Source organism: Ectopseudomonas alcaliphila, from assembly GCF_900101755.1.
Lineage (GTDB): Bacteria > Pseudomonadota > Gammaproteobacteria > Pseudomonadales > Pseudomonadaceae > Aquipseudomonas > Aquipseudomonas alcaliphila.
In genome coordinates this window covers 304,922-317,682 of record NZ_FNAE01000004.1, presented here as the reverse complement: position 1 = coordinate 317,682, position 12,761 = coordinate 304,922, and the positions used below count along the sequence as shown (strand labels likewise).

Sequence of the window (12,761 nt, the reverse complement as noted above, 5' to 3'; positions counted from 1 at the left end):
ATCTCTCTCGAATCCTTGGGTCAGTCGGCGGGCTTAGCGGCGCTTGGCCATGGCTTCGATGAAGCGGTCGAACAGTGGCGCCACATCGTGCGGGCCTGGGCTCGCCTCGGGGTGACCCTGGAAGCTGAAGGCATCCTTGTCAGTGCGCTCGATGCCCTGCAGGGTGCCATCGAACAGCGACTTGTGGATTGCACGCAGGTTGCCCGGCAGGCTGCTTTCGTCCACGGCAAAACCATGGTTCTGGCTGGTGATCATCACCACGCCGCTGTCGAGATCCTGCACCGGATGGTTGGCACCGTGGTGGCCGTGGCCCATTTTCAGGGTCTTGGCGCCGGAGGCCAGGGCCAGCAACTGGTGGCCGAGGCAGATGCCGAATACCGGAATATCGGTCTCCAGAACGTCCTTGATCGCCTTGATCGCATAGTCACACGGCTCGGGATCGCCAGGGCCGTTGGAGAGGAACACGCCATCAGGCTTGAGTGCCAGCACGTCGCTGGCCGGAGTTTGCGCCGGCACCACGGTCAGGCGGCAGCCACGTTCGACCAGCATGCGCAGGATGTTCAGCTTCACGCCGTAGTCGTAGGCGACCACGTGATAAGGCAGCTCGCTGGCCGGGACTTCCGGGTGGCTGTCGGACTGCAGGTTCCAGGTGCTTTCGCGCCACTCGTAACGCTCGGTGCAGCTGACCACCTTGGCCAGGTCCATGCCCTTGAGGCCCGGGAAGCTGCGCGCCAGTTCCAGTGCTTTCTCTTCTGTCGCGTCGTCACCGACCAGGATGCAGCCGTTCTGCGAACCCTTCTCGCGCAGGATGCGGGTCAGGCGGCGAGTATCGATACCGGCGATGGCGACGGTGCCGTTGGCTTTCAGGTACTCGTCCAGCGGCTGCTTGTCGCGCCAGTTGCTGGAAATCAGCGGCAGGTCGCGGATGATCAGGCCAGCAGCCCAGACACGGTTGGACTCGGCATCTTCCGGCGTGGTGCCGGTGTTGCCGATGTGCGGGTAAGTCAGGGTAACGATCTGCTGGGCATAGGATGGATCGGTAAGGATTTCCTGATAGCCGGTCATGGCGGTGTTGAACACCACCTCTCCGATCGTCTGGCCATCGGCCCCGATGGAATCGCCGCGAAAAATGCTGCCGTCAGCAAGGGCCAAAATGGCAGGTTTGGGGGCTGGCTTAGTCAAGAAGACCTCCGTCTCGATCAAGGCTTGAAGCAAACGCAGGTTGTAAAAAAGCGGGATGACGTGTGAAGGTCATCCCGCTTTTTTATTTGAGCCATTCTGCGTAACTTTTAGTGGACACACTAAAACAGGAAGCTTACAGGAAAACCCTTTTTCGGTCCACCCGATAAGACGCCTCAGTCACACATTCGCATCAGCGCAGACCCAGCACGTCCTGCATGTCATACAGAGCGGCATCACGCCCCTGCAGCCACAGCGCCGAACGCACCGCGCCCTTGGCGAAGGTCATGCGGCTCGAGGCCTTGTGGGTGATCTCTACTCGCTCGCCATCGGCGGCGAACAGCACGGTGTGGTCACCCACCACGTCACCGGCACGCACGGTAGCGAAACCGATGGTCTCGCGCTCACGGGCGCCGGTCTGACCTTCACGACCGTAGACAGCGACCTTCTGCAGATCACGCCCCAGCGCATCGGCGACCACTTCGCCCATACGCAGCGCGGTGCCGGACGGCGCGTCGACCTTGTGCCGGTGATGCGCCTCGATGATCTCGATATCCACATCATCACCCAGCACGCGGGCAGCGGTATCCAGCAGCTTCAGGCACAGGTTGACGCCGACACTGAAGTTGGCGGCGAAGACGACAGGAATCTGCTTGGCCGCCTCGCTCAGTTGCTGCTTCTCTTCCACGGTGAAGCCGGTGGTACCGATGACCATCGCCTTGCCAGCCTGACGACAGACCTCCAGGTTCTTCAGCGTCACCGACGGATGAGTGAAATCGATCAGCACGTCGAAATCATCGACCACTGCCGCCAGATCACCCACCAGGGTCACCCCGATCTTGCCCAGACCGACCAGCTCACCGGCATCGGCACCGATCAGGCTGCTGTCGGCGCGGTCGATAGCGGCACTGAGCTTGGCACCCTCGGCCTGACTGACGGCCTCGATCAGGGTCTTGCCCATACGCCCGGCGGCGCCCATCACTGCAATACGTTGCATAACATCAGCTCCAAGCTGCGGACCTCAAGCTGCAAGCCAAGCGCAATACCCTCTTGCCACTTGTGACTTGCCGCTTGACGCTCAATTAAACGTCGCCGAAGAAGCGCTTCACGCCCTCGAACCAGCCACTGGCCTTGGGCGAGTGGGAATCGTCACCCTGCAGCGACTTGCGGAACTCATCGAGCAGTTCGCGCTGACGCTTGTTCAGGTTGACCGGCGTTTCCACCGCGACCCGGCACATCAGATCGCCAGCCGCGCCACCACGAACAGGGGCCACGCCCTTGCCACGCAGACGGAACAGCTTGCCGGTCTGAGTACCTTCCGGAATCTTCAGCTTGACCCGACCATCGAGGGTCGGCACTTCCAGCTCGCCACCCAGCGCCGCGTCGGCGAAGCTGATCGGCACCTCGCAATACAGATGCTTGCCGTCACGCTGGAAGATCGCATGCTCACGGACGTTGACCACCACATACAGGTCACCGGCCGGACCGCCATGCGTGCCAGCCTCACCTTCGCCGGACAGACGAATGCGATCACCGGTGTCGACACCTGGCGGCACCTTGACCGACAGCGTCTTGCTCTCTTCCACGCGACCCTGGCCATGGCAGCTGCCGCAAGGGTCGGTGATCATCTTGCCGCTGCCATGGCAGCGTGGGCAGGTCTGCTGCACGGAGAAGAAGCCCTGCTGCATGCGCACCTGACCGATACCACCACAGGTGGTACAGGTGACCGGGCTGGTGCCCTTCTTGGCGCCCGTGCCATCGCAGGTCTTGCAACCGACCAGGGTCGGCACGCGAATGGTCACGGTGGTGCCGCGTACCGCTTCTTCCAGGTCCAGCTCGAGGGTATAGCGCAGATCCGAGCCACGCTGGGCACCGCCACGCGAACCGCCGCGAGCACCGCCAAAGAAGTCGCTGAACACGTCGCCGAAAATATCGGAGAAGTTGGCGCCACCGAAACCGGCCCCACCACCGCCGCCCATCTGCGGATCGACCCCGGCGTGGCCGTATTGGTCGTAGGCCGAACGCTTGGCTCCGTCAGAAAGCACTTCGTAGGCCTCGTTGGCCTCCTTGAATTTCTCTTCGGCGTCCTTGTCGTCCGGGTTGCGGTCCGGGTGATATTTCATCGCCAGGCGCCGGTAGGCCTTCTTCAGCTCGGCTTCACTAGCGCCGCGCTCGACCCCCAGGATCTCGTAATAATCACGTTTTGCCATAGTTGTGCTGCACTCTCAGATTCGTGAGCTCCAGATACGCCGACGCGGGAGAAGGCTCCCGCGCGGCGAATCCTGCCCGTCGCGAGCGACGGTGGAGCGTAAAGAAGAGGCGGCCCGCCGAGCAGGCCGCATCCCTTACTTGTTCTCCTTGACCTCTTCGAACTCAGCGTCGACCACGTCGTCACCGGCATCCTTGGCGTCGCCGGCGTCAGCCTGGGCGGCACCGCCCTGCGGCTGCTCGGCGTACATCTTCTGCGCCAGCGGCGTGGTGGCCTCGGACAGCGCGTTCATCTTGGCTTCGATGGCAGCCTTGTCGTCGCCCTTCACGGCCACTTCCAGCTCGCCAATGGCCTTCTCGATGGCCGCCTTCTCGTCGGCAGTGGCCTTGTCGCCTGCTTCGGTGAGCATCTTGCGGGTGGCGTGCACCAGCTGATCACCCTGGTTACGCGCAGTGGCCAGCTCTTCGAACTTGCGGTCTTCCTCGGCATTGGCCTCGGCATCACGCACCATACGCTCGATTTCGTCATCGGACAGACCGGAGTTGGCCTTGATCACGATGGACTGCTGCTTGCCGGTGGCCTTGTCCTTGGCGGACACGTGCAGGATGCCGTTGGCATCGATGTCGAAGGTCACTTCGATCTGCGGTACGCCACGCGGAGCCGGCGGAATCTCGGCCAGGTCGAACTTGCCCAGGGACTTGTTCTGCGCGGCCTGCTTGCGCTCACCCTGCAGCACGTGAATGGTCACGGCGCTCTGGTTGTCATCGGCAGTGGAGAACACCTGCGACTTCTTGGTCGGAATGGTGGTGTTCTTCTCGATCAGCGCAGTCATCACGCCACCCATGGTTTCGATACCCAGGGTCAGCGGGGATACGTCCAGCAGCAGCACGTCCTTGACGTCACCGGCCAGAACGGCACCCTGAATGGCAGCACCCATGGCCACGGCTTCGTCCGGGTTGACGTCCTTGCGGGCTTCCTTGCCGAAGAACTCGGTCACCAGCTTCTGCACCAGCGGCATGCGGGTCTGACCACCGACCAGAATCACATCGTTGATCGAGCCGACGTCGACACCAGCATCTTTCAGCGCGATACGGCAAGGTTCGATGGTGCGCTGCACCAGGTCTTCGACCAGCGATTCGAGCTTGGAACGGGAGATCTTCACGTTCAGGTGCTTCGGACCGGTAGCGTCTGCAGTGATGTACGGCAGGTTGACGTCGGTCTGCTGGCTCGAGGACAGCTCGATCTTGGCCTTCTCGGCAGCTTCCTTCAGGCGCTGCATGGCCAGCGGGTCGCCCTTGAGGTTCATGCCGGTTTCTTTCTTGAATTCGTCGACGAGGTAGTCGATCAGACGAATATCGAAGTCTTCACCGCCAAGGAAGGTGTCACCGTTGGTGGCCAACACTTCGAACTGGTGCTCGCCATCGACTTCGGCAATTTCGATCACGGAAACGTCGAAGGTACCGCCACCCAGGTCATAGACGATCACGGTGTGGTCGCCCTTGGCCTTGTCCATGCCATAGGCCAGCGCAGCCGCAGTCGGCTCGTTGATGATGCGCTTGACGTCCAGACCGGCGATACGGCCGGCGTCCTTGGTAGCCTGACGCTGACTGTCGTTGAAGTAGGCCGGAACGGTGATGACCGCTTCGGTGACCGCTTCGCCGAGATAGTCTTCGGCGGTCTTCTTCATCTTCTTGAGAATTTCAGCCGAAATTTGCGGCGGCGCCATCTTCTGGCCGTTCACTTCAACCCAGGCGTCACCGTTGTCAGCCTTGGCGATCTTGTACGGCACCATCTGAATGTCTTTCTGTACGACTTCTTCGTCGAAGCGACGACCGATCAGTCGCTTCACCGCATACAGGGTGTTGTGCGGATTGGTCACGGCCTGACGCTTGGCCGACTGACCGACGAGGATTTCACCGTCGTTGGCGTAAGCGATGATGGACGGCGTGGTACGAGCGCCTTCGGCGTTCTCGATTACCTTGACGTTGCCATTTTCCAGAATGGAGACACAGGAGTTGGTGGTCCCCAGGTCGATACCGATAATTTTGCCCATGAATATTCTCCCGAAACTTTGATTTTTCCGTCGCCTCGTTTCTCAGGCGCCGGCAGCACTAAAACGCTTGACTTAAAAATGGGGTCGTTACGGCTGATTTCAAGCCTGCTCGTCGATACTCGGCGGCGGCGTCATTGGCGCCTTGCTGACCACGACCATGGCCGGGCGCAGCAGACGACCGTTGAGCAGATAGCCCTTCTGGAACACCTTGAGCACCGAGTTCGGCTCGGCATGAATGCTCTCTTCCATGGCCATGGCCTGGTGATGCTCCGGATTGAACGGCGCACCATGCGGGTCAATGGCTTCCAGGTTGTAGCGAGCCAGCGTGTCGTGGAACAGCTTGAGGGTCAGCTGCATGCCCTCACGCACGGCCTTGATCGATACATCGTCGGGGCTGGACAGCTCCAGGCCGCGCTCCAGGCTGTCGATTACCGGCAACAGGTCGCCAGCGAACTTTTCCAGCGCGAATTTATGTGCCTTCTCTACATCCTGCTCAGCGCGACGACGCACGTTCTGCAGATCGGCAGCCATGCGCAGCGACTGATCCTGCGCAGCGGCCAGTTGCTCTTCCAGCGTTTGCACGCGAGCAGCCAGGTCGTCACCAGGCGCCACAGCTTCTGCTGCCTGCGCCTCGGGATTCTGCGTATCCAGGGTCTGTTCGTCAGCCATGCCTTTCTCCTCTCGAAAAAACTGGCGCGATACCGACTCGCGCTCCTGCCGCCTATATGGAGTCAATTCCACAGGTTTCAAGGGGCGATAGGGAGGATTGCCAGAGAAAGAAAAAACACTGTATAAATAACCAGACATAAATTCGGGAGCGTTCGCCATGCTGGTGCACCTGTCCATTCACAACTACGCCATCGTCGACCACCTGGATCTAGAGCTGGATGCCGGCATGAGCGCCATCAGCGGCGAAACCGGCGCCGGCAAGTCGATCATGCTCGATGCCCTCGGCCTGTGCCTGGGTGATCGCGCCGACAGCGGCGTGGTACGTCCCGGAGCGGACAAGGCAGATATTCTCGCCAGCTTCGACCTGGCGGACATTCCCGAAGCCCGCACCTGGCTCGCCGAGCGGGATCTGGACAACGACGGCCCGTGCATCCTGCGTCGGGTAATCACCGCCGAAGGCCGCTCGCGCGGCTATATCAACGGCAGCCCCTGCCCACAGGCCGACCTCAAGGCTCTCGGCGAGCTGATCATCGACATCCACAGCCAGCACGAGCATCAGTCGCTACTCAAGACCGACACCCACCGCCGCCTGCTCGACGAATACGCCGGCAGCCAGGACCTCGCGCGCCAGGTGCAACTCGCCGCACAACGCTGGAAACAGACGCGCAATGAACTGGAGCGCATTTCCAGCCAGGGCGACGAACAGCGCGCCCGCCATCAACTGCTCAGCTATCAACTGGAAGAGCTGGAAAATCTGGCGCTGGGCGACAGCGAACTGGAACAGCTGGAACAGGAGCACAAGGCGCTGAGCAATGCCGAAGCATTACTCGCGGCCTGTCGCCAAGTGCTCGAGCTGTGCAGCGAGAGCGATGCCGGCAACGTGCTGTCGGCGCTGACCTCCAGCCTCAACCGCCTGGGTGCCTTTGGTGGCCAGGGTGGCGCCTTGAACGAAGCCAGCAACCTGCTGGCCAGTGCGCAGATCCAGGTGGAAGAAGCCGTGGGCGAGCTGAATCGCTTCCTCGATCACTTCGATGCCGACCCGGAGCGTCAGCAGTTTCTCGAAGAGCGCCTGGACACCATCTACACCCTGGCACGCAAGCACCGCATTCAACCCAGCGAGCTGGCCGCCCTGCAACAGCAGCTGTTCGAGGAGATTGAAGGCCTGAACGCCGACGACCAGGCCAGCGAACGCCTGGCCGAGGAGCTGGCCGCCTATGAACGCCATTATCAGGAAAAGGCTGGCGAGCTCAGCGCACTGCGCAGCAATGCCGCCGAACGCCTGGCCGCTGCAGTGGAGCAGGAAATGCAGGCGCTGGGCATGCCTGGCGGCCGCTTCAACATCCAACTCCAGGCCATGAGCAGCGAAGAGCCGCATGTCAGCGGCCTGGAAACGGTGGAGTTCCTGGTCAGCGCCAACCCCGGCCAGCCGCTACGCGGCCTGGCCAAGGTGGCCTCGGGTGGTGAGCTGTCACGCATCAGCCTGGCGATCCAGGTAATCACCGCACAGACCTCGCGCGTACCGACCCTGGTGTTCGACGAAGTGGACGTCGGCATCGGCGGCCCGACTGCCGAAGTGGTCGGGCAACTGCTGCGCCGCCTCGGCGAACGCGGTCAGGTGCTCTGCGTCACCCACCTGCCGCAAGTCGCCGCGCAAGGTCATCAGCACCTGTTCGTGCACAAGCGTCGCGGCGAGGACGCCACCTCTACCGCCGTGAGCAAGCTGGACGAAAGCGGCCGCGTCGAGGAAATCGCCCGTATGCTCGGCGGCGTTGATCTGACCGAGGAATCCCTGGCTCACGCCCGCAAGATGGTCACCAGCGCGCAGGCTGCCTGAAGCGACATAGCCCGGATGCAATCCAGGGGCACCAAGCCTCCCCGGATTGCATCCGGGCTACGACAAAACAAAAAAGGCGACCCAAGGGTCGCCTTTTTCATTGCCGCAGAAGCATCAGCTCTTCTTGCGTACGTACAGCACCAGGTTGTGGTCGACCAGCTCGAAACCGTGCTCTTTAACGATCTCTTTCTGGCGCTTCTCGATCTCGGCGTCGAAGAACTCGATCACTTCACCGGAGTCGACACAGACCATATGGTCGTGATGGCCGCTGTCAGCCAGCTCGAATACGGCATGACCGCCATCGAAGTTGTGACGCACCACCAGGCCGGCGGCCTCGAACTGGGTCAGCACGCGGTACACAGTGGCCAGGCCAACGTCCTCACCCGCCTCCATCAGTGCCTTGTAGACATCCTCCGCGCTCATATGGCGGTGCTCGGCGTTGTCGAGCATTTGCAGGATTTTGACTCGTGGCAGAGTCACCTTCAGTCCAGCTTTGCGCAGTTCGTTATTTTCAACCATGGTCTGCTTTCTCATGGATGCTGCTTCGCAGCACCCTTCAATACGGGTATGATCCGGGGTTCAAGTTGCCCAAGATAGTGGAAGTCACCCTCCGATGCAAAAAACCAAGCTCTTGCTGACCAGCCTGTCGCTGACCGGGCTCTTCGCACTCGCCGGTTGTTCATTCCCCGGGGTTTACAAGATCGACATTCAACAGGGCAATGTCGTGACACAGGACATGATAGACCAGCTACGCCCGGGAATGACCCGACGCCAAGTGCGGTTTATCATGGGCAACCCGTTGATCACCGACACCTTCCATGCCGATCGCTGGGATTATCTGTACAGCATCCAGCCTGGCGGCGGTCAGCGCCTGCAGGAACGCGTCAGCCTGGTATTCGACGGCAGCGACCAACTGGTTGGCCTGGCCGGTGACTTCATGCCCGGCGTCAGCCGCGACCAGGCAATCATGGGCGAAGGCAGCGACACCAGCAGTGCGCAGCCGCAAGCCAAACCACAGGACGAAACCCCGCCAGCACCCGGCTCGCTGCTGGAGCAGATTCAGCGCGAGGTGGATCAGGTCGAAACCGTTCCGGTTCCGATTCCCGAGCCGCTGGACACCGATCCGCAGTAACACGCGGACACGAAAAAGCCCGGAGCGAATCCGGGCTTTTTCATATCTGGCGCCTTACCAGCTGACGGGTCAGCTCGACTCTTCGCCTTCTTCCTTGGCCTTGGCTTTGGCCGCACGCTGCTTGCGCACCTCCTTCGGATCAGCGATCAGCGGCCGATAGATCTCGACCCGCTCGCCCTCCTCCAGCACTCGCTCTTCCGGCTTGCCTACCGCTTTGCCAAAAATGCCCAACGGCGCCTGACTCAGATCCAGCTCCGGAAAGAACTGCTGCATGCCAGAACGCAGCGCGGCCTCGCGCACGGTGGTGCCGGCCGGTACGGACAGCCGCAGCAGTTTCTGCCGTTCGGCAAGGGCGTAAACCACTTCGATAGCGATGCTGGGCTTATCCATACAGCTGCTTGGCTCGCTGGCAGAAGGCGTCGACCATGGTATTGGCCGCCTGATTGAACAGCGGGCCCAGCGTGGCACGTACCAGTGGCCCGGCATAGTCGAAGGTCAGGTCCAGGCTGATCTTGCAGGCCTTGTCACCCAGCGCCTTGAATTCCCAGACGCCATGGAGGCTGGTGAAAGGCCCTTCCTGCAGGTTCATTTCGATACGCTGCCCAGGCTGCAACACATTACGCGTGACGAAGCGCTGACCAATGCTGCCCTTGGCCACTTCGAGGCTGGCCAGCATGTGCGTCTCGCTGACCTCCAACACCTCACTGGCGCGGCACCAGGGCAGAAACTGCGGATAACCGGCAACATCGTTGACGAGATCAAACAGTGCCTGCGCCGGGTAAGGCAGCAACGCCGAACGCTGGATTCGAGTAGCCATTTACTTGCTCAGCTCCGCAATGAAAACGATCAGCACGCCGATTGGCGCAACGATGCGAATCAGCCAGAGGGCCAGATTGAACAGCAGCGGGCTTCTGATGGACAACTCTTCACGCACAGCGTCACGGCTCAGCACCCAACCCGCGAACAGGGCGAAAGACAGACCGCCCAGTGGCAGCAGGATACGGCTGGTGAAGTAATCGATGCTGTCGAAGAACGTCTTGCCGCCCTCGGCGCCCCACTGCAGCAAATGGAAACCGTCCTCGGCGAAGACGAAGAACTTGGCCTCGGCCCAGAGATTGAACGACAGCACCGTGCCCATCCCCACCAGCCAGCACAGCAGTGCCAGCGCGGCGGTTACCTGCGCGCGGCTGCGCCCGGTTTTCTCGACGAAGTAGGCCACGGCCGGCTCCAGCATGGAGATCGACGAGCTCCATGCGGCGACAGCCACCAGGACGAAGAAGACCAGCCCCATCACCTGACCGAAAGCGATATTGCCGAAGGCAATCGGCAGGGTGACGAACATCAGCCCAGGGCCACCACCCGGCTCCAGGCCGGCGGCAAATACGATGGGGAACAGTGCCAGGCCCGCAGTCAGCGCCACCAGCGTATCGAGTAACCCGACAGTCAGCACCGTGGCGCCTATCGATGCCTTCTTCGGCATATAGGCACCGTAGACCATGATCGAGCCGACACCCACGCTCAGGGTAAAGAAGGCATGGCCCATGGCGGCCAGAATGCCGTCCTGCACCTTGCTCGGATCGAAATGAAAGAGGAAGTCGAACCCTTCGCGGAAATGCCCGGTGGTGAAGCTGTAGCCCAGCAGCACCAGCAACAACACGAACAGCAGCGGCATCATGATACGCAGGCTGCGCTCCAGACCCGCCACCACACCCTTGGCGATGACGAAGCCGGTGACCAGCATGAACAGGCTGTGCCACAGGGTCAGTCGCCACGGATCGGAGGTCAGACCGCCGAACGCCGCACCTGCCCCATCGGCGCTGATGCCGGTGAAGTCGCCACGGCCCATGCCTATGATGTAATCCAGCGACCAACCGGCTACCACGCTGTAGAAGGACAGGATCAATAGCGCAGCGACCATCCCCATCAGCGCAGCGAGCGACCAGTGCTTCGAGGCTCCGGCTTCGATCGCCAGGCTCTTCATCGCATTGACCGGGCTCTGCCGGCCGCGGCGGCCGATCATGGTTTCCGCCAGCATGATCGGCACGCCCACCAAGGCGATGCAGAACAGGTACATGACGACGAACGCGCCGCCGCCGTAGACCCCGGTCATGTAGGGGAATTTCCAGATATTGCCGAGACCGACCGCCGAACCGGTTGCCGCCAGAATGAACACCCAGCGACTGGCCCAGGCACCATGAATCGAAACTTTGTCGCTCGCCATTGCGGCCAAGACCCCATACTGCGGGAAAAAAGATCGCGCATTGTCGGAGATTCCCTGCATGGGCTCAAGCTTGACTCGGCAAAGCCCCCATGGCGCACGCGCAGACGACTCCCTATAATGCGCGCCCTATGGCTAAGCAAAAGAAACATCCCCAAGGCACCATCGCGCTGAACAAGAAAGCGCTGCACGACTATTTCATCGAACACAAGTTCGAGGCCGGCCTGGTGCTGTCCGGCTGGGAAGTGAAAAGTCTGCGTGCCGGCAAGGCACAGCTGGTCGATAGCTACGTGCTACTCAAGGACGATGAGGCCTGGTTGATGGGCTGCCACATCGCGCCACTGAAAACCGCCAGCACCCATGTCATCGCCGACCCGACCCGCACGCGCAAGCTGCTGCTGAACAAGCGCGAGCTGGAAAAGCTGTTCGGCTCCGTGCAGCAGAAGGGCTATACCGCCGTTGCGCTGTCGCTGTACTGGAAGCAGCACCTAGTCAAATGCGAAATTGCCCTGGCCAAGGGCAAGAAGGACTTCGACAAGCGCCACACCGAGAAGGAACGTGACGCCGATCGCGAGGTTCAGCGTGCGATGCGCAGCAAGGGCAAGGACGACTAAGAGCGGCTGCACGCTGCAAGTCAAAGCGACTCTGGCTCTTTCTTGCAGCTTGCGCTGCCTATAGCCCCAGCCGACGCTGCGCGCGCGCTACGCGCTGGGCTTCCAGCTGCACTTCCGAAAGGACTTCCTGCACATAGTCGATATGCTGATTGGAGAGCTCGCGGGCATCTTCCGCTCGGCCTTCGATGATCGCCAGGTACAGCGCGCGATGCTGCCCGATCAGCATGTCGCGGGTTTCTTCGCGCTGGGCATACATGCCACCGATGTTGGTCACCACGTTGCGCTTGAGCAGGTCGAACAGACCACGAATGGTATGCAGCAGCACCGCGTTATGGCTGGCCTCGGCAATCGCCAGGTGAAAACGCGCATCGGCCGCCCCTTCCTCGGCCCGGGTCACCTTGCCGACTCGCGCATAGCAATCCTGCAAGGCTTCGAACGCTTCGGTGAGACGCTGCCGGTCGATATCGGTGGCGCGCCTGGCCGCGTAGTAGGCGCAGGAGCCTTCCAGCGTGTGACGGAATTCCAGCAGGTCGCGCTGGGCATCTTCCTTGTGCTCCAGCAGTTGCAACAGCGGGTCGCTGAAGGTCGAGCCGAGTGATTCGGCGACATAGTTACCGCCGCCCTGGCGACTGACCAGCAGCCCCTTGGCCACCAGTTTCTGGATCGCCTCACGCAGGGACGGACGAGACACACCGAACTGCTCGGCCAGCGCACGCTCTGCGGGCAGCCTCTCGCCGGCACGCAAGGTGCCCTCGAGAATCATGGTTTCCAGTTGCGCGACGATGTCGTCGGAGAGACGCCGCTGCCGCACTTGACCTACTTCCATTACCCGCATCTCCATTGGTTTGACCAG

13 protein-coding genes are annotated in these 12,761 nt (G+C 61.5%); 3 read left to right on the top strand and 10 right to left on the bottom strand.

Features of this window, described 5'->3' with window-relative positions:
- Positions 1-33: 33 nt before the first annotated feature.
- The 5 genes from carA to grpE form a co-directional block, all read right to left on the bottom strand.
- A complete protein-coding gene (gene carA, locus BLR77_RS15915; RefSeq protein ID WP_074679458.1) occupies positions 34-1,182 on the bottom strand; it encodes a glutamine-hydrolyzing carbamoyl-phosphate synthase small subunit in 1,149 nt (382 codons plus the stop codon).
- 190 nt (positions 1,183-1,372) lie between these two features.
- Positions 1,373-2,176, bottom strand: coding sequence for a 4-hydroxy-tetrahydrodipicolinate reductase (dapB, locus tag BLR77_RS15910; RefSeq protein ID WP_074679456.1), 804 nt, complete (start codon positions 2,174-2,176; stop codon positions 1,373-1,375).
- Positions 2,177-2,261: 85 nt separating this feature from the next.
- The gene (gene dnaJ / locus BLR77_RS15905) at positions 2,262-3,389 is read right to left on the bottom strand and encodes a molecular chaperone DnaJ (RefSeq protein WP_074679454.1); all 1,128 of its coding nucleotides are present in this window, start codon (positions 3,387-3,389) and stop codon (positions 2,262-2,264) included.
- A 135-nt stretch (positions 3,390-3,524) separates the two neighbouring features.
- Positions 3,525-5,441 carry a molecular chaperone DnaK gene (gene dnaK, locus BLR77_RS15900; RefSeq protein WP_074679452.1) on the bottom strand — a complete coding sequence of 639 codons (1,917 nt, stop codon included), beginning with the start codon at positions 5,439-5,441 and terminating at the stop codon, positions 3,525-3,527.
- A gap of 99 nt (positions 5,442-5,540) precedes the next feature.
- Complete coding sequence (grpE, locus tag BLR77_RS15895; protein ID WP_274379657.1) at positions 5,541-6,248, bottom strand: nucleotide exchange factor GrpE; 708 nt, start codon at positions 6,246-6,248, stop codon at positions 5,541-5,543.
- 19 nt (positions 6,249-6,267) lie between these two features.
- Between grpE and recN the strand changes: the two genes are divergently transcribed.
- The gene (recN, locus tag BLR77_RS15890; protein WP_074679448.1) at positions 6,268-7,944 is read left to right on the top strand and encodes a DNA repair protein RecN; all 1,677 of its coding nucleotides are present in this window, start codon (positions 6,268-6,270) and stop codon (positions 7,942-7,944) included.
- 114 nt (positions 7,945-8,058) lie between these two features.
- Here recN and fur read toward each other — a convergent pair whose 3' ends face one another.
- A complete protein-coding gene (gene fur, locus BLR77_RS15885; protein WP_003240531.1) occupies positions 8,059-8,463 on the bottom strand; it encodes a ferric iron uptake transcriptional regulator in 405 nt (134 codons plus the stop codon).
- A gap of 94 nt (positions 8,464-8,557) precedes the next feature.
- Here fur and BLR77_RS15880 point away from each other — a divergent pair, with 94 nt between their 5' ends.
- The gene (locus BLR77_RS15880; protein WP_074679446.1) at positions 8,558-9,076 is read left to right on the top strand and encodes an outer membrane protein assembly factor BamE; all 519 of its coding nucleotides are present in this window, start codon (positions 8,558-8,560) and stop codon (positions 9,074-9,076) included.
- A 69-nt stretch (positions 9,077-9,145) separates the two neighbouring features.
- On the opposite strand, the gene BLR77_RS15875 is transcribed toward BLR77_RS15880, so the two are convergent.
- The 3 genes from BLR77_RS15875 to BLR77_RS15865 are packed head-to-tail and all read right to left on the bottom strand — an operon-like array spanning position 9,146 to position 11,297.
- Complete coding sequence (locus tag BLR77_RS15875) at positions 9,146-9,466, bottom strand: RnfH family protein (RefSeq protein WP_074679444.1); 321 nt, start codon at positions 9,464-9,466, stop codon at positions 9,146-9,148.
- Positions 9,459-9,893, bottom strand: a complete 435-nt coding sequence (locus tag BLR77_RS15870) for a type II toxin-antitoxin system RatA family toxin (protein ID WP_055987035.1) — start codon at positions 9,891-9,893, stop codon at positions 9,459-9,461. The genes BLR77_RS15875 and BLR77_RS15870 overlap by 8 nt, the downstream gene beginning before the upstream one ends.
- The gene (locus tag BLR77_RS15865; RefSeq protein ID WP_074679443.1) at positions 9,894-11,297 is read right to left on the bottom strand and encodes a sodium-dependent transporter; all 1,404 of its coding nucleotides are present in this window, start codon (positions 11,295-11,297) and stop codon (positions 9,894-9,896) included.
- A 128-nt stretch (positions 11,298-11,425) separates the two neighbouring features.
- Between BLR77_RS15865 and smpB the strand changes: the two genes are divergently transcribed.
- A complete protein-coding gene (gene smpB / locus BLR77_RS15860) occupies positions 11,426-11,908 on the top strand; it encodes an SsrA-binding protein SmpB (RefSeq protein ID WP_074679442.1) in 483 nt (160 codons plus the stop codon).
- A 58-nt stretch (positions 11,909-11,966) separates the two neighbouring features.
- On the opposite strand, the gene BLR77_RS15855 is transcribed toward smpB, so the two are convergent.
- Positions 11,967-12,734 carry an FCD domain-containing protein gene (locus BLR77_RS15855; protein WP_074679441.1) on the bottom strand — a complete coding sequence of 256 codons (768 nt, stop codon included), beginning with the start codon at positions 12,732-12,734 and terminating at the stop codon, positions 11,967-11,969.
- Between the last annotated feature and the right edge of the window lie 27 nt (positions 12,735-12,761).

Excerpts from the sequence above, each read along its gene's own strand:
- dapB (WP_074679456.1), bottom strand. The coding sequence starts at position 2,176 with ATGCAACGTATTGCAGTGATGGGCGCCGCCGGGCGTATGGGCAAGACC.
- dnaJ (WP_074679454.1), bottom strand. The coding sequence starts at position 3,389 with ATGGCAAAACGTGATTATTACGAGATCCTGGGGGTCGAGCGCGGCGCT.
- dnaK (WP_074679452.1), bottom strand. The coding sequence starts at position 5,441 with ATGGGCAAAATTATCGGTATCGACCTGGGGACCACCAACTCCTGTGTC.
- grpE (WP_274379657.1), bottom strand. The coding sequence starts at position 6,248 with ATGTCTGGTTATTTATACAGTGTTTTTTCTTTCTCTGGCAATCCTCCC.
- recN (WP_074679448.1), top strand. The coding sequence starts at position 6,268 with ATGCTGGTGCACCTGTCCATTCACAACTACGCCATCGTCGACCACCTG.
- fur (WP_003240531.1), bottom strand. The coding sequence starts at position 8,463 with ATGGTTGAAAATAACGAACTGCGCAAAGCTGGACTGAAGGTGACTCTG.
- BLR77_RS15880 (WP_074679446.1), top strand. The coding sequence starts at position 8,558 with ATGCAAAAAACCAAGCTCTTGCTGACCAGCCTGTCGCTGACCGGGCTC.
- BLR77_RS15875 (WP_074679444.1), bottom strand. The coding sequence starts at position 9,466 with ATGGATAAGCCCAGCATCGCTATCGAAGTGGTTTACGCCCTTGCCGAA.
- BLR77_RS15870 (WP_055987035.1), bottom strand. The coding sequence starts at position 9,893 with ATGGCTACTCGAATCCAGCGTTCGGCGTTGCTGCCTTACCCGGCGCAG.
- BLR77_RS15865 (WP_074679443.1), bottom strand. The coding sequence starts at position 11,297 with ATGGCGAGCGACAAAGTTTCGATTCATGGTGCCTGGGCCAGTCGCTGG.
- smpB (WP_074679442.1), top strand. The coding sequence starts at position 11,426 with ATGGCTAAGCAAAAGAAACATCCCCAAGGCACCATCGCGCTGAACAAG.
- BLR77_RS15855 (WP_074679441.1), bottom strand. The coding sequence starts at position 12,734 with ATGGAAGTAGGTCAAGTGCGGCAGCGGCGTCTCTCCGACGACATCGTC.